Raw genomic sequence first — 24,241 nt, 5'->3', positions numbered from 1 at the left:
CCTGCTCCAGCGCGTTGACCAGATTGCTCAAGGTTTGCTGCATGTAGGCGCAGATACGTGCGCCGTCGATCAGCGGTACAGTCTGTACGGTCAACAGGAAGTCTTCGCCCCGGTCATCGACGTTGAGGGTCAATGGATAGTTGGTGCGTTCTTCATCGCCCAGCGCCAGGGCGTGCATGCCATTCCAGGCCGTCAGCGTCTCATCGGTCACGGCAACGCTGGTGTGGCGATAGTTGAGCAGCGCGCTGAACAACGGCGCCGGTGCGACCACGCCACTGCAACGCTGGGCCAGCGCCAGAGACGCGTGTTCATGCCCGAGCAATGCGGTCAGCCGTCGGTGCGTGGCCTTGACCCCGTCACGCACGCCTTGGTCGCCCAGACTCACACGCAGCGGCAAGGTGTTGATAAACACGCCCAGCGCCCGTTCTGAGCCTTCACCACCTTGCATCCGGCCCAGCAGCACGGTGCCGAACACCACGTCGTCACGCCCCGAGGCCTTGCTCAACAGCTGCGCCCAGGCCAGGTGGACCAGGCTCGCGGCACTTACGCCCAGTTGACGGGCCTGAGCGCGCAAACGACGGCTGAGCTCCAGATCCACCGCCAGACAGCCTTCTTCGATGTCATGACCGTCACCTTGCACCTCTTGCAAACCAAACGGCAGCGTCGCCTCGTCAACGTCACTCAACATGTCGCGGAAGAACGCCTCATGTTCCTCCTGACTCATGCCCAGGCGAACCTGAGCGATGTAATTGCGATATGGCACCGTCAAGCCCAGTTGAGCACCCTGCCCCAGCAGGCAGGCCTGCATCTCATGGCGCACTACTTCCAGCGTGGTATGGTCCATGACCAGATGATGGAACTGCAGCCAGCCCAGCCAGCGCTGGTTTGGCTCATCCCAGGCATGTACAAGACGCATCATCGGCGCCCGACGAATGTCCAGACGCTGGTGGCGGGAGTCGAAACGCTGGTGCAACTGTGTCGCGACGTCGCCGCCTTGCGGGTCCGGGTCAAAGCTTTCACGCATCAGCAACGCCTGACGCCAGACCACTTGCATCGGTTCGTCCAGCCCCTCCCAGACCAGTGCGGTGCGCAGAATGTCATGGCGCTTGATCACGAACTGCAAGGCGCGGGCAAAGTCGTCGACATGCTCCTGGCTGTCGAAGGCGAACAGCGATTGCAGCAAATACGGATCTCCGCGCTCAGCGCTGAGGTGGTGATAGAGGATGCCTTCCTGCAACGGCGACAGCGGGTAGATGTCCTGCACATTCGCCACGCCGCCCGGCACGCTGGCGACCACCTGATCGATCTGCGCCTGGGTCAGGTCGGCCAGCGGCAGCAGGTCCGGGGTGATGTGTTCGCAGTGCTCGGTAATCAGATTGGCGGGCACCACGATTTCCGTGCCGCCGCCAACTGCTGCTGCCAGCGCCGCCAGCGTCGGCTGACCGAACAGCACGCGTACGTCCGAGCTCAAGCCCGACTGACGCATACGCCCGATCAGGCTGACGGCCAGCAGCGAATGACCGCCCAGCTCGAAGAAGTTGTCGTGACGACCGACCTGAGCAACGCCCAGCAGGTCTTGCCAGATAGCCGCGATCTGCGTTTCGGTTTCGCCTTGTGGGGCTTCATAACCACGGCTGATCAGTGCATCGGCTTCCGGTGCCGGCAAGGCCTTGCGGTCCAGCTTGCCGTTTGGCGTCAGTGGCAGTGCATCGAGCAGCACATAGGCCACCGGGATCATGTAGGCCGGCAATTGCTCCTGCAGCCAGCCGCGCAGGCTGTCGATGTCCGCCGAGGTGTGCCCGGACGCCAAGGTGTAATAAGCCACCAGACGCTTGTCGCCGGGAATGTCTTCGCGGGCAGTGACCACCGCTTCGTGGACCGCCGGGTGTTTGGCCAGGCGTGCATCGATCTCGCCGAGCTCGATGCGGAAGCCGCGGATTTTCACTTGATCGTCGTTACGGCCCAGATATTCGATATTGCCGTCTGGCAGGTTGCGGCCCAGATCGCCGGTGCGGTACATGCGTGCCGCTGGCTGCGAGCTGAACGGATCTTTGACAAAGCGCTCGGCAGTGAGGTCGTCGCGGTTCAGATAGCCCCGTGCCACACCGGCACCACCGATGTAGATTTCACCGGCAACACCCAGTGGCACGGGCTGCTGTTGCTCGTCCAGCAGGTAAAACTGCGTATTACCAACCGGCTTGCCGATGTGCGCAGCGAAGCCATCTTCGCGGTCCATCGCCACCCAGCTTGAGTAGGTAGTGGTTTCCGAGGGGCCATAGAGGTTGCACAGGCGCTGCACGCCTGTTTTTTCGAACAGGTTTTCTACCAGACTGCGCTTGAGCGCTTCACCGGCCACGTTCACGGTGTGTACCGACCTCGGCAAGCCATCAACGTCCAGCAAGGCCTTGAGCGCTGACGGCACGGTGTTGATCAGGCCGATATCGTGCTCGCCGTGTTGCAGTTCCAGCACGTTCTTGACGACCTCAATGCTGCCACCCGAGGTCAGCGGCGCGAAGCACTCGTAGACCGCAAGGTCAAAGTTCAGCGAAGTGGAGAACAGCGTTTTTTCCAGTGCAGAGCCGTCGAAAGCGGTGTGCGCCCAGCTCAGGAAGTTCACGGTGTTGCGGTGTTCGATCATCACGCCTTTCGGCAGGCCGGTGGAGCCGGATGTGTAGATCAGGTACGCCAGATGCGCTGAAGTCAGCCCTGGCACCTGCGGATTCTGGACGGATTCGTCCTGCCAATCGCTCAGATCAAGATTGATCACAGGTACCGAAACGTCGGCCAGCAGGCCCTGAGTCGCGGTTTGGGCCAGTACTGCGGCCGGAGCGCTGTCCTGCAACATGTAGGCAATACGTTCCGCTGGATAAGCCGGGTCGAGCGGCACGTAACCGCCGCCCGCCTTGAGGACCGCCAGCAAACCCACGACCATCGCGGCGCCACGTTCAACACAGATTCCGACGCGGGAATCCGGCTGCACGCCCTGCTTAATCAACGCATGAGCCAGGCGGTTGGCCTGCTGGTTGAGCTCGCGATACGTCAGGCGCTGCTCGCCGTGGACCACTGCCACGCCTTCCGGCGTGCGCTCGACCTGGGCTTCGAACATCCCGTGAATGGTCTGCTGCTGCGGGTAATCCAGTGCGGTGTCGTTGAACGCCACCAGCAACTGCTCGCGCTCGACAACTGGCAGGATCGACGAACCTTGCAATGACGTTTCTGGCGTCTGCTCCAGCGCCGTCAACAGGTTTTCCAGTGCCGTGTGCATGTAGCCGCACACCCGTTGCGCGCCGATTGACGAAACCACCAACGCCGTCAGGCTGAACCCTTCGCCCAGATCGTCGACGTTCAAGGTCAGCGGGTAGTTGGTACGCTCTTCACCGCTGAGGACCGCGATGCCCTGCCAGGCCTGCATGGCCTGGTCGGATACACTGCCGACCCCACTGTGGCGATAGTTGAGCAGCGCACTGAACAGCGGCGCCGGCGCGGCAACACCGCTGCAACGCTGGGCCAACGCCAGTGAGGCATGTTCGTGACCGAGCAATGCAGTCAGGCGCTTATGAGTGGCCTTGACCCCGTCACGCACGCCCTGCTCGCCCACTGAAACCCGCAGCGGCAAGGTGTTGATGAACATCCCCAAGGCTCGCTCGGCACCTTCGCCACCCTGCATCCGGCCCATCAGTACAGTACCGAACACCACATCCTGCCTGTTTGACACCTTGCCCAGCACCTGGGCCCAGGCCAGATGCACCAGGCTCGCGGCACTCACCCCTTGCTGGCGGGCTTGAGCACGCAGGCGCAGGTTGAGTTGAGGGTCAAGCGCCAGGCTGGCTTCCTCGATGTCACGCCCTTCACCCTGCACATCCTGCAAACCGAACGGCAGCGTCGGCTCGTCGATGTCGCCGAGCATGTCGCGGAAAAACGCTTCGTGATCGGCCTGGCTGACACCCAAACGTGCCTGGGCCACATAGTTGCGATACGGCACGGGTACCGACGCCGCCAGAGTGTCGGCCTCGCCCGCCAGCCATGCCTGCATTTCATGCTTCACCACTTCCAGCGCGACGTGGTCCAGCGCCATGTGATGGAACAGCAGCATCGCGCAGATGCGCTGGTTGAGCGGGTCTTCGGCATAGGCCACACGCATCAAAGGTGCCTGGCCGATGTTCAGGCGGTAGTGACGCGGGTCAAAGCGGCTGTGCAGTTGCGCACCGATATCGCCGTCAGCCGGATCAAGCTCAAGTGCATCAAGGTGCAACTGTGCCTGACGCCAGACCACTTGCACCGGTGACTCCAGACCGTCCCATACCACGCTGGTGCGCAGAATGTCGTGACGGTCGATGACCATTTGCAACGCTTGAACGAAGGCGTTCAGGCGCTCGCGGTTATCAAAGGCGAACTGCGTCTGTAACACATAGGGGTCACCGATTTCGGCGGCCAGATGGTGATAAAGAATGCCTGCCTGCAACGGCGCCAGCGGGTAGATGTCCTGCACATTGGTCACGCCACCCGGCACGGTTGCGACGACTTGATCGATCTGCGCCTGGGTCAGGTTGGCCAATGGCAGCAGCTCAGGCGTAATGCGTTGGCAGTCCTCGCTGATCAGGTTGGCGGGCACCACGATCTCGGTGCCACCGCCCACGGCTGCGGCCAGTGCAGCCAGGGTCGGCTGGCTGAACAGTACGCGTACATCGGCGCTGAGGCCCAACTGGCGCATACGCCCGGTCAGGCTGACCGCCAGCAGCGAGTGACCGCCGAGTTCGAAGAAATGGTCGTGACGACCGACCTGCTCGACGCCCAGCAGGTCTTGCCAGATAACCGCGATCTGCTCCTCGATTTCGCCTTGTGGGGCTTCGTAGCCACGGCTGATCAGCGCGTCACCGTCGGGTGCCGGCAGCGCCTTGCGATCCAGCTTGCCGTTGGACGTCAATGGCATGGCCTCGAGCAGTACATAAATGGCCGGAACCATGTATTCAGGCAACTGTTGCTGCAGGTGACCGCGCAGGGTTTCGAGATCGACAGCAGTGTGCTCGGCAGACTGCGTGTAGTAAGCCACCAGACGTTTGTCGCCGGGTATGTCTTCGCGAGCAGTGACCACCGCTTCATGGACCGCCGGGTGTTTAGCCAGGGCGGCCTCGATTTCGCCGATTTCGATACGCAAGCCGCGGATCTTCACCTGAAAGTCGTTGCGGCCCAGGTATTCCAGCGCGCCATTGGTCAGCCAGCGACCGACGTCGCCGGTTTTGTACAGGCGTGCCTGCGGGTCTTCGGAAAACGGGTCGGCGATGAAACGCTCGGCACTCAGGTCCGGCTGATTCAGGTAACCCCGCGCCACGCCGATACCGCCAATGTGCAGCTCACCGGCCACACCCAATGGTTGCAGCTGGCCCAAGGCATCGAGTACGTGCATCTGAATGTTGGCAATCGGGCGGCCGATGGGCACGCTGTCGCCCGGATCCGTCGGACGACATTCCCAGGCGGTAACGTCGATGGCCGCTTCGGTCGGGCCATACAGGTTGTGCAGTTCAACGCCCTTCAGGTGTTGCTCGAAGCGGCGCTGCAACGCACGAGGCAAGGCCTCGCCACTGCACAGCACGCGGCGCAGTTGCGGGAAGTCGCGGGTTGAGCGGTGTTCCAGAAACACATCGAGCATCGAGGGCACGAAGTGCAGCAGGGTAATGCCTGCGTCACTCATCACTTGAGTCAGGTAATCCGGATCCTGATGACCACCGGGACGGGCCATGACCAGTTCGGCACCGGTCAGCAGTGGCAGGAAAAACTCCCAGACCGAGACGTCGAAACCGAACGGGGTCTTTTGCAGTACGCGATCCTGACTGTTCACCTGATAGGCGTCGCGCGCCCAGAGCAAGCGGTTGACCACACCCAGGTGCTCGTTCATCACGCCTTTGGGCGTGCCGGTGGAACCGGAGGTGTAAAGCACATAGGCCAGGTGATTCGGCTGCAGGTCCAGGGCCTTGGCATCCGGGTTGCCGGTCGGCTGCTTTTTCAGCAGTGCGCTGTCATCGCGCCCGTCAAGCACCAGCGCCGGAACGCCAAGGTCTGGCAGATCTGCAAGCAGCTCGTGGCTGGTCAGCACTGCGCGAGGGGCGCTGTCGCTGAGCATATAGGTCTGGCGAGCGCTGGGCAGGTCAGGGTCGATCGGCACGTAGGCGCCACCGGCCTTGAGAATACCCAAGAGCGCCACGACCATTTCCGCGCCGCGACGCAGGCTGACCGCGACCCGCGTATCCGGCTCCACGCCCAGCTCGATCAGGCGATGGGCGAGCTGGTTCGCCTGCTGGTTGAGTTCGGCGTAAGTGAGCAACGGCCCGCTGTCGCCGCGTACGGCGCAGGCATCCGGACGCTGGGCGGCCTGTTGTTCGATCAGTTGGTGAATCAGGACATCACGCGGATAAGGGTGGGCTGTGTCGTTGAAGCCCGTCAGCAACAGCTCGCGCTCATCGTCCGGCAGTATCGACAGGCTGTTCAGCGCTGCTTGCGGCGTGTGTTCCAGTGCGTCCACCAGGTTGCGCAGTGCAACCTGCATGTACTCGCCGATGCGCTGGGCATTGATTTGCTGGACAGCCTGAATGGTGAGCATGAAAGCATCGCCCAGGTCATCGACGTTCAGGCACAACGGATAGTTGGTGCGTTCCTCCATGCTCAGGGTCTGAATGCCCTGCCAGGCTGACAATGTTTCGCTCGAAGCCGCACCACCGTTGCTGTGGCGGTAGTTGAGCAAGGTGCTGAACAGCGGCAGCGAACTCGGCACGCCGCTGCAGCGCTGGGCCAGCGACAGCGAGGCATGCTCATGCCCCAGCAGCGCCGACAGGCGCTGGTGAGTGACCTTGACCGCCGTCAGAGCGCTCTGGCTGCCGACGCTGATGCGCAGCGGCAAGGTGTTGATGAACATGCCCAGCGCCCGGTCGGCACCATTGCCGCCCTGCATCCGGCCCATCAGTACGGTACCGAACACCACTTCTTCACGGCCCGAAACCCGACCTGCCACCTGGGCCCATGCCAGGTGCGCCAGACTGGCAGCGCTAACTCCCAACTGCCGCGCAATACTGCGTATACGGCTGCTCAGCTGGCTGTCGAGCACCTGATGCACTTCCTCAATACCACTGCCATCGCCCTGCACGTCCTGTATGCCGTAAGCCAGGGTCGGTTCGTCGATGTCGCCGAGCATGTCGCGGAAAAACGCTTCGTGCTCGGCCTGGCTGATACCCAGACGCGCCTGGGCCACATGGTTGCGATAAGGCACCGGGGCCGGTAATTGCTCGACCTTGCCCTGCAGGCTGGACTGCATTTCCTCCACCACCACTTCCAGCGAGGTGTGATCCAGCGCCAGATGGTGGAACAGCAACATGCCGACCAGACGCTGGTGGGTGTTGTCCTCGGCGTAGGCGATGCGCATCAGCGGCGCCTGGCCGATGTCCAGGCGATAGTGACGCGGGTCAAAACGCTCGCGCAGTCGTGTCAGCACGTCACCGTCGAGCGGATCGATGGCCACCTCTTCCAGGCTCAGTTTCGCGTTGCGCCATACCACCTGTACCGGCTGTTCAAGCCCTTCCCAGACCACACTGGTGCGCAGGATGTCGTGGCGTTCGACCACGCTCTGCAAGGCCGCGGCGAAACCGGCCAGGCACTCGCGATCATCGAAGGCGAAGAGCATCTGCAAGACGTAGGGGTCACCTTCATCCGCGGCCAGGTGGTGATAGAGAATGCCTTCCTGCAAGGGGGCCAGAGCGTAGATGTCCTGGATGTTGGCCAGGCCGCCCGGCACGCTCGCCACAACGCGATCAATCCCTGCCTGATCCAGATCAGCCAGCGGCAGCATGTCCGGGGTAATACGCTCGCAGCCCTGTACGATCAGGTTATCCGGCACCTGTACTTCTGTGTACCCGCCCACCGCCGCGGCGAGTGCGGCCAGGGTCGGCTGGCTGAACAGCACGCGCACGTCAGCCGAGAGGTCGATCTGGCGCATGCGCTCGATCAGTTTGACGGCCAGCAAGGAATGCCCGCCCAGCTCGAAGAAATGATCGTGGCGGCCAACCTGTGGCACTTGCAGCAGAGACTGCCAGATCTGTGCGATGGCGATCTCGACGTCGCCCTCTGGCGGCGCGTATTCGCGCATTGCCAGCGCCTGAGCATCCGGTGCAGGCAACGCCTTTTGGTCGAGCTTGCCGTTGGCGGTCAGCGGGAAGCTGTCCAGGGCTACAAAAGCACTGGGCACCATGTAGTCGGCCAGGGACAGCAGCAACTGCGCACGCAAGTCAGCCGCCACGATTTCGTGGCCGGGCGCAGCGATCACATAGGCCACCAGGCGCTTGTCACCCGGTTGATCTTCGCGGACCAGCACCAGCGCTTCGCGGACCGTGTTGCAGGCGGCCAGCACGGCTTGAATTTCGCCCAGCTCGATACGGAAACCACGGATCTTCACCTGGTCGTCGTTGCGGCCCAGGTAGTCGAGACTGCCATCGGCCATCCAGCGACCCAGGTCGCCGGTTCGGTACAGGCGCGCCTGAGGCTCCTTGCTGAACGGATTCGCCAGGAAACGCTCGGCCGTCAGCGCTTCACGGTTCAAGTAGCCCCGCGCAACGCCGGCGCCGGCGACATACAGCTCGCCGACCACACCCACCGGCACCGGCTCGCGGCGTGCATCAAGTACATACAACTGCAAATCGGGAATGCGCACACCAATAGGGCTCACGCCTGAACGCTGAGCATCTGCCGCCACCAGAGGGTGATAGGTCACATGCACCGTGGTTTCGGTGATGCCATACATGTTCACCAACTGCGTACCCGCGTTGATCACCCTGGCGTACCAAGGCTTGAGCATCCCGGTGTCCAGCGCTTCGCCACCAAAAATCACCTGGCGCAAGGAGTGTCGCTGATCGCTCTCGCCCTGGGCATTGAGCAACTGGCGGAATGCACTCGGGGTCTGGTTGAGCACCGTCACTCCGGCGTTGCACAACAATGCGTAGCAGTCTTGCGGGGAGCGGCTGACCAGTTGCGGCACTATCAACAAACGCCCGCCGTGCAACAGCGCGCCCCAGATTTCCCAGACCGAGAAGTCGAAAGCGAATGAATGGAACAAGGCCCAGACATCCTGCTCGTTGAAGCCAAACCAGCTCTGGGTGGCCGAGAACAGCCGGGCCACGTTGCGGTGCTCGACCATTACGCCCTTGGGCAGGCCGGTCGAACCGGAGGTGTAGATAACGTAAGCCAGGTGGCGCGGGCTGAGCCCGGTCAGTTGTGGATTGTGACCCGGCTGTGCCTGCAACGCCGGACTGTGCAGATCTACGCGTGGGCCATCGAACGAGCCCAGCAATGCCAGCCCCGCAGCATCGGCCAGCACCGCCATCGGCGCGCTGTCCTGCAACTGATAGGCGATACGCTCGGCCGGATAGGCCGGGTCAATCGGCACGTAACCCGCACCGGCCTTGAGCACCCCGAGCAGGCCGACAATCATTTCCAGGCTGCGCTCGACACAGATCGCCACCCGGTCATCCGGCTGCACGCCAAGGCCCAGCAGGTAGTGGGCTACCTGGTTGGCGCGGGTGTTCAGCTCGGCATAGGTCAGGGTGCGCTCTTCATAGTCCAGGGCCACGGCATTCGGCTGCGCCACCACCCAGGCTTCGAAGGTACGGTGAATCAAGGCGTCGTCGGCCTGCAGCGCATGCGGGGTGTTCCAGCTTTCGAGCAGTTGCTGGCGCTCGCTGGCAGGCAGGATATTCAGTGCTCCCAGCGCTGCGTCCGGGGTCTGCTCCAGTGCTTGCACCAGATTTTCCAGCACACAGTGCATGTAGGTACACACACGCTTGGCACCGATCTGCCCTTCGGCCATGACGGTCAGGTTGAAACCTTCGCCCAGGTCATCCACGCATAAGGTCAGCGGGTAGTTGGTGCGTTCTTCGCCATGCAGCGCCTGAATACCTTCCCAGGCGGCCAGCGCCTGGTCGCTCGCGTCGAGATCACCGGTATGGCGGAAGTTGAGCAGCGAGCTGAACAATGGTGTCGAAGCCGGTACGCCACTGCAACGCTGGGCCAGTACCAGCGAGGCGTGTTCATGGGCCAGCAGCCCGCTGAGTCGTGCATGGGTGGCTTTCAGACCGCTGCGCACCCCCTGCTCGCCCAGCGTGACACGCAGTGGCAAGGTGTTGATGAACATCCCCAGCGCCCGGTCGGACCCGGCGCCGCCTTGCAGGCGACCGAGCAACACGGTGCCGAACACCACGTCCTCTTTGCCCGATACCGCACCCAGCACACGGGCCCAGGCCAGGTGATACAGGCTGGCTGAGCTGACCCCGAGTTGGCGGGCCTGCACGCGCAGGCGTCGGCTCAGGTCGACGTCGACCAACTGGCGCACTTCTTCGATACCACGTCCGTCGCCCTGCACGTCCTGCAGACCGAACGGCAGCGTCGGTTCATCGATGTCACCCAGCATGTCGCGGAAAAACGCCTCGTGCTCCTCGCGGCTGACGCCGAGCATGGCCTGGGCCACGTAGTTGCGATAAGGCACGGACGGCGGCAGCGAGGCTTGCTGACCGAGCATGTGCGCTTCGATTTCGCTGCTCAGAATGCGCAGCGAGGTGGCATCGTCGACCAGGTGATGGAACAGCAGCATGCCCAGCCAGCGGTTGTTCGCCGCGTCCTGTGCGTAGCCGATGCGCAGCATCGGCGCCTGACGGATGTCCAGGCGCGTATGACGAGGGTCCAGGCGCTTGAGCAATTGTTCGGTGATATCGCCATCGGCCGGGTCCAGCACCTGTTCATCCAGACCCAGAGTCGCTTCACGCCAGACCACTTGCACCGGGGAATCGAGGCGCTCCCAAAGCACCGCGGTGCGCAGGATATCGTGCCGGGCGATCACGCCTTGCAGGGCCTCGGCGAAGCTGTACAGACGCTCGATATTGTCAAAGGCAAACAGTGCGTATTGAAGGTATGGATCACCTTCGGCCGCAGCAAGGTGGTGATACAAAATCCCCTCCTGCAATGGCGCCAGCGCGTAGATGTCCTGCACGTTGGCCAGACCGCCGGGCACGCTGGCTACTACACGATCTATGTCGTCCTGGCTCAGTGACACCAATGGCAGCATGTCGGGGGTGATGCGCTCGCAGTTGGCGGGAATAAGGTTGCCGGGCACTTCTACTGCACTTTTGCCACCCACCGCTGCCGCCAGGGCAGACAGGGTCGGCTGGCTGAACAGTACGCGTACATCGGCAACTAGATCGATCTGGCGCATGCGCTCGATCAATTTCACGGCCAGCAGCGAGTGACCGCCCAGTTCGAAGAAATGGTCATGCCGGCCGACCTGCTCCAGCTGGAGCAGGTCTTGCCAGATCCGTGCAATGGCCATCTCGGTGTCGCCTTCGGGCGCTTCATAGCCACGACTGGCCACCGCCGAGCGGTCAGGCGCAGGCAAAGCCTTGCGGTCGAGCTTGCCATTGGCGGTCAGCGGGAAGTTTTCCAGACTGACAAAGGCGCTCGGCAGCATGTACTCGGCCAGCGACAGGCGCAGTTGTTCGCGCAATCGGGTGGCATCCAGTTCGACGTCCGCAGTACCGATGACATACGCCACCAGACGTTTGTCGCCCGGTTCGTCCTCACGCACCAGCACCAAGGCATCCTGTACACCGTCACACGCGCAGAGTTTTGCTTCTATTTCGCCCAACTCGATGCGGAAGCCGCGAATCTTGACCTGTTCGTCGTTCCGTCCCAGGTACTCAAGGCTGCCATCGGCCAGCCAGCGGCCCAGGTCACCGGTGCGGTACAGGCGCGCACCCGGCGCCATGTTGAACGGGTTATCGATGAAACGCTCGGCCGTCAGTGCTTCACGGTTCAGGTAGCCACGTGCCACACCGGCACCGCCGACATACAACTCGCCGACCACGCCGACCGGCACCGGCTCGCCATGGGTGTCGAGAACATACAGTTGCAAATCGGGAATGCGCCGGCCGATCGGGCTGGCACCGATACGCTGTGCATCTTTTGGCTGCAACGGGTAATAGGTCACATGCACCGTGGTCTCGGTGATGCCGTACATGTTTACCAGTTGCGTGCCGGCATTCACGTTGCGGGCGTACCACGGCTTGAGCATCGCCGTTTCCAGCGCTTCGCCGCCGAAAATCACCTGGCGCAGCGAATGTGCCTGCTCGTTCTCACCCTGAGCGGCAATCAGCTGGCGGAACGCACTCGGTGTCTGGTTTAGCACCGTGACCCCGGCACTGCACAGCAGGTTGTAGCAGTCTTGCGGGGAGCGGCTGACCAGTTGCGGCACGATCAGCAGACGTCCGCCATGCAGCAATGCACCCCAGATCTCCCAGACCGAGAAGTCGAAGGCGAACGAGTGGAACAGCGCCCACACATCCTGCTCGCCGAATCCGAACCAGTCTTGAGTGGCCGAGAACAGCCGCGCAACGTTGCGATGCTCGACCATCACGCCTTTGGGCAGACCGGTCGAGCCGGAGGTGTAGATGACGTAGGCCAGGCTCGCAGCCGTCAGCCCCGCTACCTCTGGGTTGCAGACGGATTCGTCCTGCAAGTCGGCATCGTCGAGACTGATGATGGGGACTTCCGTCACCGGCAAGGCTTGCTGCACTGACTGTTGGCTCAATAATGCCACCGGCGTGCTGTCGCCGAGGGTGTAGGCCAGGCGCTCAAGGGGGTAAGCCGGATCAAGCGGCACATAACCGGCGCCGGATTTGAGGATACCCAGCAAGCCGATAATCATCGCCGGGCCACGCTCGACGCAGATCGCCACGCGATCATCCGGGCGCACACCCAATGCCAGCAAGCGATGAGCGACCTGGTTGGCACGTGCGTTGAGCTGGCCGTAGCTCAGGGTCTGCGCTTCGAACATCAGCGCTACGGCGTCGGGCCGTTCTGCGGCACGGGCTTCGAATTGCTGGTGGATGGGTGTGCCATTCGCGTAGTGCTGGCCAGGCTCGTTCCACTGCTTGAGCAACTGCGCACGTTCGTTGAGCGGCAGTATCGAAATGGCGTGCAGTGGAGTTTGCGGCGCCTGTTCCAGCGCATCGACCAGCCCTTCTGCTGCCAACTGCAGATAGTCGCAAAGACGCTGCGCGCCTATGCTCGCCGCCACCAGCGCAGTGAACAGGAAGCCTTCGCCCATATCGTCGACATTGACGGTCAATGGGTAGTTGGTGCGTTCTTCATCGTCCAGCGCCAGCGATTGCATGCCATTCCAGGCGGTGAGCGCTTCATCGGTCACGGCAACACTGCTGTGACGATAGTTGAGCAAGGCGCTGAACAACGGCGCCGGTGCAACTACGCCGCTGCAACGCTGGGCCAGCGCCAGTGAGGCATGCTCATGCCCGAGTAGCCCGGTCAACCGCCGATGCGTGGCCTTGACCCCGTCACGCACGGCCTGTTCGCCCAGGTCCACCCGCAGCGGCAAGGTATTGATGAACATGCCAAGGGCTCGTTCGGCGCCCTCGCCGCTCTGCATCCGGCCCATCAATACGGTGCCGAACACTACGTGTTCACGTCCGCTGAGGCGACCCAGCATTTGCGCGAACGCCAGATGGAGCAGGCTCGCCGCGCTGACCCCAAGCTGCCGCGCCTGAACTCTCAGACGCTGGCTCAAACCGCTGTCCAGCATCAGACGGGCCTGATCGATAGCGTTACCGTCGCCTTGTACATCGTGCAGGTCGAACGGCAGCGTCGGCTCGTCGATGTCGCCAAGCATGTCCTTGAAGAACAGCTCGTGGTCGCTTTCGTTCAGGCCCAGTCGGGCCTGAGCGACATAGTTGCGGTAAGGAATGGAGTCGCCAAGCTGATCGGCCTGACCGAGCAGGCAGACCTGCATCTCATAGCGCACCTGATCCAGCGCGGTGTGGTCAAGGATCATGTGGTGAAACATCAAGGTCGCCAGCCAGCGCTGGTTGACGGTGTCCAACGCACACACCAGACGCATCAAGGGGGCCTGACGGATGTCCAGGCGTATCTGGCGTGGGTCCAGACGCTCTTGCAACTGACGGGATATATCACCAAGGCCAGGGTTGAGCTGCACTTCTTCTACGCTGAGCTCGACATGGCGCCAGACCACCTGCAACGGCTCGTCGAGGCTTTCCCAGTGCATGGAGGTGCGCAGGATGTCATGGCGGTTGATGACCGTTTGCAGCGTTTGAGCAAAGGTATCCAGGTGAGTGCGGCTGTCAAAGGCGAACTGCGCCTGCAATACATAGGGGTCGCCCTGTTCGGCGCTGATGTGGTGATAGAGAATGCCCGCCTGCAAGGGGGCCAGCGGGTAGATGTCCTGTACGTTCGCCGCGCCGCCAGGCACGCCAGCGACCACTTGATCGATCTGCACCTGGGTCAGGTTGATCAGCGGCAGCATGTCCGGGGTGATTTTCTGGCAGTCGGCTGGAATGCGGTTGGCCGGGATCACCAGCTCGTCGACCGCGCCTGCCGCCGCAGCCAGTGCCGCGAGGGTCGGCTGGCTGAACAGCGTACGCACGTTGGTACTCAGGCCAGCCTGGCGCATACGTTCAATCAGGCTCACCGCCAGCAGCGAATGGCCGCCCAGTTCAAAGAAGTGGTCGTGGCGACCGACACGCTCGATGTTGAGCAAGTCGCTCCAGATCTTCGCCAGAGTGATTTCGGCTGTGCCTTGTGGCGCCTCGTAGCCGCCACGGATCAGTGCATCACCGTCCGGTGCGGGCAGGGCCTTGCGGTTGAGTTTGCCGTTCGGGGTCAGCGGCATTGCATCGAGCAGCACATAGGCCGCCGGGATCATGTGGGCCGGCAGTTGTTCCTGCAGCCAGCCGCGCAGGCTGTCGATGTCCACTGAAGCATGCCCTGCGCTCAGGGTGTAATAAGCCACCAGACGCTTGTCGCCGGGAATGTCTTCACGGGCAGTGACCACCGCTTCGTGGACCGCCGGGTGCTTGGCCAGACGTGCATCGATCTCGCCCAGTTCGATGCGGAAGCCACGGATTTTCACCTGATCGTCGTTACGACCGAGGTATTCGATATTGCCGTCTGGCAAATAACGGCCAAGGTCGCCGGTGCGGTACATACGTGCTGCTGGCTGCTGGCTGAACGGATCCGTGAGGAAGCGTTCGGCAGTGAGTTCGTCACGGTTCAGGTAGCCACGGGCCACACCGGCACCGCCAATGTAGATTTCACCCGCGACGCCCAGCGGAACAGGCTGTTGCTGTTCATCCAGCAGGTAGAACTGCGTATTGCCGACCGGTTTGCCGATGTGCGCAGCGAAGCCGTCTTCGCGATCCATCGCGACCCAGCTTGAATAGGTGGTGGTTTCCGAAGGCCCGTAGAGGTTGCACAGGCGCCGGACGCCGGTTTTCTCGAACAGCGATTCCACCAGGCTGCGTTTCAGCGCTTCACCCGCCACGTTCACGGTATGGACCGACGTCGGCAAGCCATCGACTTCCAGCAAGGCCTTGAGCGCTGACGGTACGGTGTTGATCAGGCCGATATCGTGCTCGCCGTTTTGCAGTTCCAGCACGTTCTTGACGACTTCGATACTGCCGCCCGACGTCAGCGGCGCAAAACACTCGTAGACCGCGAGGTCGAAGTTCAATGAGGTGGAGAACAGCGTTTTTTCCAGTGCCGAAGTGGCTGTCCCGGCGTCGAAAGCGCTATGCGCCCAGGTCAGGAAGTTCACAGTGTTGCGGTGTTCGATCATCACGCCTTTCGGCAGCCCGGTCGAACCCGAGGTGTAGATCAGGTACGCCAGATGCGCAGAAGTCAGCCCCGGCACCTGCGGATTCTGGACGGATTGGTCCCGCCAGTTGCCCAAATCAAGGTTGATGACTGGCACCGAAACGTCGGCCAGCAGCGCCTCGGTTGCCGACTGCGCCAGCACGGCTGCCGGCGCACTGTCCTGCAGCATGTAGGCAATTCGCTCTGCCGGATAAGCTGGATCCAGCGGCACGTAACCACCGCCCGCCTTGAGGATCGCCAGCAAACCGACGACCATCTCGGCACTGCGTTCAATATAGATACCGACGCGGGAATCCGGCTGCACGCCCTGCTTGCGCAAGGCATGGGCCAGGCGGTTGGCCTGCTGGTTGAGCTCGCGATACGTCAGGCGCTGTTCGCCGTGAACCACTGCGAGCGCCTGCGGGGTGCGCTCGACCTGTGCTTCGAACAAGCCATGAATGGTCTGCTGCTGCGGGTAAGCCATTGCTGTGTCGTTGAACGCCACCAGCAACTGCGCACGTTCGCCAGCAGGCAGGATCGACAGGCTGTCGAGGGCCGCAGACGGTGACTGCTCAAGCGCATCCACCAGATGTTCCAGCACGGTCTGCATGTACGCGCAGACCCGTTTGGCACCCACGGCGCCGGTGACCAGTACGTTCAGGTTGAAGCCTTCACCGGAGTCATCGACGTTCAAGGTCAATGGGTAGTTGGTGCGTTCTTCGCTGTTCAGCGTATGAATACCCTGCCAGGCCTGGGTCGCCCGCTCGGATACGCTGCCAGGCGCACTATGGCGATAGTTGAGCAGCGAACTGAACAGTGGCGTTGGCGCGGGAATGCCGCTGCAACGCTGAGCCAGCGCCAGTGAAGCATGCTCATGACCCAGCAAGGCAGTCAGACGTTCATGAGTGGCCTTGACCCCGTCCCGCACGCTTTTCCCGCCCACCGAAACCCGCAGCGGCAAGGTGTTGATGAACATCCCCAATGCCCGCTCGGCGCCTTCCCCGGCCTGCATCCGGCCCATTAGCACGGTGCCGAACACCACGTCCTGCCTGTTTGAAACCGAGCTCAATACCTGAGCCCAGGCCAGGTGCAGCAGACTGGCGGTGCTCACCCCCTCTTGTCGGGCCTGAGCGCGCAGTCTCAGGTTCAACCGAGGGGCCAGCGCAAGGTTGGCTTCCTCGATATCAAGGCCATCGCCCTGCACATTGATCAGACCAAACGGCAGCGTCGGCTCGTCTACATCACCGAGCATGTCGCGGAAAAACGCTTCGTGATCGGCCTGGCTGACGCCCAGGCGTGCCTGAGCCACATAATTGCGGTATGGCACCGGTGTCGACAGGTTTTGAGCTTCGCCCAGCAACCAGGCCTGCATTTCATTCTGTACCACGGCCATCGCCATGTTATCGAGGACCATGTGATGGAACAGCAGCATCGCGCAGATCCGCTGATTCAGCGGGTCTTCGGCATAGGCCAGGCGAATCAGTGGTGCCTGAGTGACATCAAGGCGGTGGTGACGCGGGTCGAAGCGGTCGTGCAGTTGCGCGCTGACATCACCGGCTGCCGGGTCGAGTTGCAACATCTCAAGAGGCAGTTGTGCGTGGCGCCAGACCACCTGCACGGGTGAGTCCAGACCTTTCCAGACGACACCGGTGCGAAGAATGTCGTGACGATCGATAACCGTTTGCAAAGCCTGGACGAAGGCGTCCAGGCACGCGCGGTCATCAAAGGCGAAATGTGCCTGCAGCACATAGGGATCGCCCTGCTCGGCGGCGATGTGGTGATAGAGAATGCCTTCCTGCAACGGTGCCAGCGGGTAGATGTCCTGCACATTCGCCACGCCGCCCGGCACTGTGGCGACCACCTGATCAATCTGCGTTTGGGTCAGGCTGGCCAGTGGCAGCAGATCGGGCGTAATGCGTTGGCAATCCTCGGTGATCAGATTGGCCGGCACCACGATGTCCGTGCTACCGCCAACTGCAGCAGCCAGTGCGGCCAGGGTTGGCTGGCTGAACAGCACGCGCACATCGGCGCTCAGGCCCAATTGGCGCATACGCCCGATCAGGCTCACCGCCAGCAGCGAGTGACCGCCCAGTTCGAAGAAGTTGTCGTGACGACCGATCCGGGCCACGCCCAGCAAGTCTTGCCAGATGGCAGCAAGCTGCGTTTCGGTCTCACCTTGTGGCGCTTCATAGCCACGACTGCTCAGTGCCTCAACGTCCGGCGCCGGCAGGGCCTTGCGGTCGAGCTTGCCATTCGGTGTCAGAGGCATGGCCTCCAGCAGCACGTAAATGGCCGGAACCATGTACTCAGGCAGCTTTTCCTGCAAATGGCTGCGCAGGTTGTCGATGTCCACCGAGGTGTGCCCGGACACCAGGGTGTAATAAGCCACCAGACGCTTGTCGCCGGGAATGTCTTCGCGGGCAGTGACTACGGCTTCGTGGACCGCCGGGTGTTTGGCCAGGCGCGCATCAATCTCGCCCAGTTCGATACGGAAGCCGCGGATTTTCACCTGATCGTCGTTACGACCGAGGTATTCGATATTGCCGTCTGGCAGGTAGCGCCCCAGGTCGCCGGTGCGGTACATGCGTGCCGCTGGCTGCGGGCTGAACGGATCTTTGACAAAGCGCTCGGCAGTGAGGTCGTCGCGGTTCAGATAACCCCGTGCCACACCGGCACCACCGATGTAGATTTCACCGGCAACACCCAGTGGCACGGGCTGTTGCTGTTCGTCCAGCAAGTAAAACTGTGTATTGCCCACTGGTTTGCCGATGTGCGCAGCGAAGCCGTGTTCGCGGTCCATCGCCACCCAGCTTGAGTACGTAGTGGTTTCCGAAGGGCCGTAGAGGTTGCACAGGCGCTGCACACCGGTTTTTTCGAACAGATTTTCCACCAGGCTGCGCTTGAGCGCTTCACCGGCCACGTTCACGGTGTGCACCGATTCCGGCAGGCCGTTGACTTCCAGCAGCGCTTTCAGCGCCGACGGTACGGTGTTGATCAGGCCGATATCGTGTTCGCCGTGCTGCAGTTCAAGAACGTTTTTGACGACTTCGATGCTGCCGCCCGAGGTCAGCGGCGCAAAACACTCGTAGACCGCCAGGTCGAAATTCAATGAGGTGGAGAACAGCGTTTTTTCCAGTGCAGAGCCGTCGAAAGCGGTGTGCGCCCAGGTCAGGAAGTTCACGGTGTTGCGGTGTTCGATCATCACGCCTTTCGGCAGCCCGGTGGAGCCCGAGGTATAGATCAGGTACGCCAGATGCGCCGAAGTCAGCCCCGGCACCTGCGGATTCTGGACGGATTCGTCCTGCCAGTTGCCCAAATCAAGGTTGATCACTGGCACCGAAGCGTCGGCCAGTAACGCTTCAGTCGCCGACTGCGCCAGCACGGCGGCAGGCGCACTGTCCTGCAGCATGTAGGCAATACGTTCTAATGGATAGGTCGGATCCAACGGCACATACCCGCCGCCCGCCTTGAGAATCGCCAGCAAACCGACGACCATTTCCGCGCCGCGTTCGACACAGATACCGACGCGGGAATCCGGCTGCACGCCCTGCTTGATCAACGCATGGGCCAGGCGGTTGGCCTGCTGGTCAAGCTCGCGATACGTCAGGTGCTGTTCGCCGTGGACCACTGCCAACGCTTGCGGAGTACGCTCGACCTGCGCTTCGAACATACCGTGAATGGTCTGCTGCTGCGGGTAATCCAGCGCGGTGTCGTTGAAACCCACCAGCAACTGCTCACGCTCGACAGCCGGCAGGATCGACAAGCCTTGTAACGACGCTTGTGGCATTAGCTCTAGAGCGTCCACCAGATGCTCCAGAGCCGTGTGCATGTAACCACACACGCGCTGCGCACCGATCGCGTTCGTCGCCAGCGCAGCCAGTTTGAAGCCGTCACCCAAATCATCGACGTTCAACGTCAATGGATAGTTGGTGCGCTCTTCACTGCTCAGGGCATGAATACCCTGCCAGGCCTGTACGGCACGTTCGGACACGCTGCCAACCGCACTGTGGCGGTAGTTGAGCAGTGCGCTGAACAGTGGCGTCGGTGCGGCAACCCCGCTGCAACGCTGAGCCAGCGCCAGCGATGCATGTTCGTGAGCGAGCAACGCAGTGAGTTGCGCGTGTGTCGCCTTGACCCCGGCGCGTACACCCTGCCCGCCCACGGCGACCCGCAGCGGCAAGGTGTTGATGAACATCCCCAGTGCCCGGTCGGCGCCTTCGCCGGCCTGCATACGGCCCAGCAGTACGGTGCCGAACACCACATCGCGACGATCGGAAACCTTGCCCAGCACCTGGGCCCAGGCCAGGTGCACCAGACTGGCGGCACTCACCCCTTGTTGTCGGGCCTGAGCACGCAGGCGCAGGTTCAGCTGGCTATCCACGGCAAGGACGGCTTCCTCTATATCACGCCCGTCGCCCTGCACATCCTGCAGGCCGAACGGCAGCGTCGGCTCGTCGATATCACCCAGCATGTCGCGGAAAAACACTTCATGATCAGCCTGGCTGACACCCAGCCGCGCCTGAGCCACGTAGTTGCGGTATGGCACTGGCGCCGACAGGGTTTCGCTCTCGCCGAGCAGCCAGGCTTGCATTTCATGCTGCACCACCTCCATGGCCATATGATCCAGGGCCATATGATGGAACAGCAGCATCGCGGTGATTCGCTGATTGAGCGGATCCTCGGCGTAGACCAGGCGCATCAGTGGCGCCTGAGTCATATCGAGGCAGTAGTGACGCGGGTCGAAGCGGCTATGCAGTTGCGCGCCGATCTCACCGTCTGCCGGGTCAAGCTCAAGCCCTTCAAGGTGCAACTGCGCTTCGCGCCAGACCACTTGCACAGGTGAGTCCAGACCATCCCAGACCACCCCGGTACGCAGAATGTCATGACGGTCGATAACCATCTGCAAAGCCTGAACGAAGGCTTCCAGGCGCTCGCGGTTATCAAAGGCGAACTGGCTCTGCAACACATAGGGGTCGCCGACCTCGGCTGCCATGTGGTGATAAAGAATGCCTTCCTGCAACGGCGCCAGCGCGTAGATATCCTGAACATTCGCCACGCCGCCGGGCACGCTGGCCACCACCTGGTCGATCTGCACCTGGGTCAGACTTGCCAGCGGCAACAGCTCTGGAGTGATGCGCTCGCAGCCTTGGCCAATCAGGTTGGCCGGTACATTGATTTCACGGCCTGCGCCGACGGCGGCGGCCAGTGCGGCCAACGTGGGCTGGCTGAACAGCACGCGTACATCGGCGCTCAGCCCCGCCAGGCGCATACGCTCGATCAGGCTGACGGCCAGCAGCGAGTGCCCGCCCAGCTCAAAGAAGTGATCGTGACGACCGACGCGCTCAACGTTGAGCAATTCGGACCACAAGCGCGCCAGGGTGATTTCCACTTCACCCTCGGGTGCTTCGAATTCGCGGCTGGCGTAGGCGTCGGCGTCCGGTACCGGCAAGGCCCGGCGATCAAGCTTGCCGTTGGCGGTCAGCGGGAAAGAGTCCAGCACCATAAAGGCGCTTGGCACCATGTATTCGGCCAGAGACGCCGCCAGTTCGCGGCGCAGTTCGACCGCTGACAAGGCGCTGTTTTCTTCGCCGACCACGTACGCCACCAGGCGTTTGTGTGCAGATTCGTCCTGGCGGGCCAGCACCACGGCTTCTCTGACGCCGTGGCACTCGACCAGACGCGCTTCGATTTCACCCAGTTCGATACGGAAACCACGGATTTTCACCTGGTCGTCGTTACGGCCCAGATACTCGACAATCCCGTCTGCGTTCCAGCGACCAAGGTCGCCAGTGCGGTACAGCAGGGCTCCAGCGTCGTCGCTGAAAGGGTTGGCGACAAACTGGGTGGCGTTCAGCTCCGGGCGGTTCAAGTAACCCTTGGCCACGCCCTGTCCGCCGATATACAGCTCCCCCGCCACTCCGACCGCTACCGGTTGGCGCAAAGTATCGAGCACGTAGACCTGACTGTTGCCAATCGGCCGGCCGATGGGTATACCGCCGCTGCCGACCGAGATGATCTCATGGGTCGTGGAAAAGGTCGTCGCTTCGGTCGGGCCGTAGCCGTTGAGCAGGTGTTGCGGTGCGCCTTCTGCCAGTACCCTGGCGATTACTGCCGGGTCCAGCACGTCCCCCCCGACGATCAGGTAGCGCAACCTGGCGAAGGCCTCCATCAGGCCGCTGGCATATTGATGAAACAGACCCGCGGTCATCCACAGCACGCTGACCGACTGAGACAGCAGCAGCGCGCGGAACTCGTCAAGTGACAGCAGCACCGACTGCTCGACCACCACCACGCAGCCGCCATTGAGCAGCGGCGCCCAGACATCCAGGGTGCTGGCGTCGAACGCCGGGTTGGAGGCGAACGCTACACGATCCCCGGCATTGAAATCGGCATAACCGTTATTGAGCACCAGACGGCTGACAGCACGGTGCGGCACCAACACGCCTTTGGGCATGCCGGTGGAACCGGAGGTGTACATGATGTAGGCCACCGACTCGGCGGACGCCGAATGTACCGGGTTGGGTGCATCGCTTTGCAGTTCCAGCAGGTCAAGGTCAATCCGCTGAATGCCGTCGGGCAGGTCATGGCGAGACAGCGTCAGCACCTGCCGCGCACCGCAGTCTTGCAGCATGAACGCTTGACGTTCGGCGGGGGCGTTGCTGTCCAGCGGCACATACGCCGCCCCGCATTTGATAATCGCCAACTGACCGGCCAGCAGATCAAGGGAGCGCTCCAGCAGCAATGCCACTCGCCCGCCCGGTTGCACACCGAGGTCGACCAGGTGACGGGCCAGCGCGTTGGCGCGACCGTTCAGTTCCCGGTAGGTCAGGCACTGGTCATTCTGCACAGCAGCCAGTGCATCAGGCTGCGTCGCCACTTGTTGTTCGAAAAGTTCCTGCAGGCTGCTGTTGCGTGGGTATTCGCGTGCCGTGTCATTGAAGTCGTGCAGCACTTGCTGGCGTTCGGCTGCAGAGAGGACTTGCAGACGCTGCAACGGGGTTTGCGGCTGCTGCTCCAGCGCCTCTACCAGCGCGCCGAGTGCCGTCAACATGTACTCGCCGATACGCTGTGCACCGATCTGCGCCAGGGCTTGAACCGTCAGGCTGAAGCCCTGGCCCAGGTCATCCACCGACAGCGTGATCGGGTAAGTGCTCTGCTCCTCGCTGCCCAGACTCTGCAAGCCGTTCCAGGCGTGGAGCGCTTCGGCCGAAGCCACCGATTCGCTGGCACTGTGACGGTAATTGAGCAGCGAATTGAACAACGGCGCCGGTGCGGCAACGCCGCTGCAACGCTGGGCCTGGGCCAGCGACGCATGTTCATGACCGAGCAAGGCAGTCAGCCGCGCATGGGTGGTTCTGACCCCTTCACGCACCGCATGCCCTTCGAGCCTGACCCGCAACGGCAAGGTGTTGATGAACATGCCCAACGCCCGGTCGGCGCCGTCGCCGCCCTGCATTCGGCCCATCAGCACCGTGCCGAAAACCACATCCGATTTGCCCGACAGTGCACCCACCACCCGCGCCCAGGCGAGGTGATGCAGGCTCGCGGCGCTGACCCCGAGCTGTCGGGCCTGGGTCCGCAGACGCGCGCTCAATGCGTCATCGACGGGCAGGTGCACATCTTCGATCAGTGAGTCGCTGCCCGGCGTTTCGAGCACGCCGAACGGCAGCGTCGGCTCATCGATGTCGGCTAGCATCTCGCGGAAAAAACCTTCATGAGCATCAGCCCCGACACCCAGTCGGACCTGTGCCACGTAGTTACGATAAGGCACTGCTTCGGGCAAGGCATGGCCTTCGCCGAGCAGAAAGGCCTGCATCTCGTGCTTCACCAGGTCCAGCGCAGCGTGGTCAATGGCAATGTGGTGGAACAGCAGGATAGCGACCCAGCGCGCGTTGGCCGGATCTTCAGCGCACACCATGCGCATCAACGGGGCCTGGCGCAGATCGAGGCGGAAATGCCGGGGATCATAGCGTTCGTGCAACTGGGTTTCGATGTCGCCGCCAGCCGCGTCCAGCGTCAGCTCATCCACGCCAAGCGTTGCTTCGCGCAACACCACTTGCACCGGTTCTTCGAGGCCTTCCCAGACCATCGCCGTGCGCAGGATGTCATGGCGTTCGATCACCGCCTGCAGTGCCTGGGCGAAGTCGTCGAGACGTTCGCGGCTTTCGGCCCCGAACAACGCCCGCAACACATAGGGGTCGCCCTGCCCGGCCGTCAGGTGATGATAGAGAATCCCTTCCTGCAGGGGCGCCAGCGGGTAGATGTCCTGCACATTGCCAGCCCCACCCGGTATCGCGTCGACGATTCTGTCAATCGCTTCCTGGCTCAGATTGGCCAGCGGCAGCATGTCGGCAGTAATGCGAAAGGCCGGGCTGAGCCAGTCACCGCCCATTCGAGCCACCAGCGTAAGCAGTTCCGCCTTGTGCACGCTCAGGCTTTCAAGAGTGGCACTGTCCAGCCCCTCGTCGTCACCGAGAATCACCAGATCGTCCTCTTCCTGTTGAAGACGGATAGCGTGCGTGGAAAGAACTGCCATCAATTCGCTGAAGTGCAT

At 62.3% G+C, this 24,241-nt stretch carries 1 protein-coding gene (running past one end of the window); it reads right to left on the bottom strand.

What is annotated here, in order from left to right:
- Positions 1 to 24,241, bottom strand: the 5' portion of a protein-coding gene (sypC, locus tag AC54XV_RS13855; RefSeq protein ID WP_496716929.1) for a syringopeptin non-ribosomal peptide synthetase SypC. The gene continues 16,370 nt to the left of window position 1, outside the view; 24,241 of the gene's 40,611 nt are visible here — the first part of the coding sequence; it begins with the start codon at positions 24,239 to 24,241; its stop codon lies off the left edge, out of view.

It is taken from the genome of Pseudomonas fragariae (ex Marin et al. 2024) (assembly GCF_059621105.1).
The sequence above is the reverse complement of the archived record's forward strand: the minus strand, read 5'-3'. Positions and strand labels throughout refer to the sequence as shown.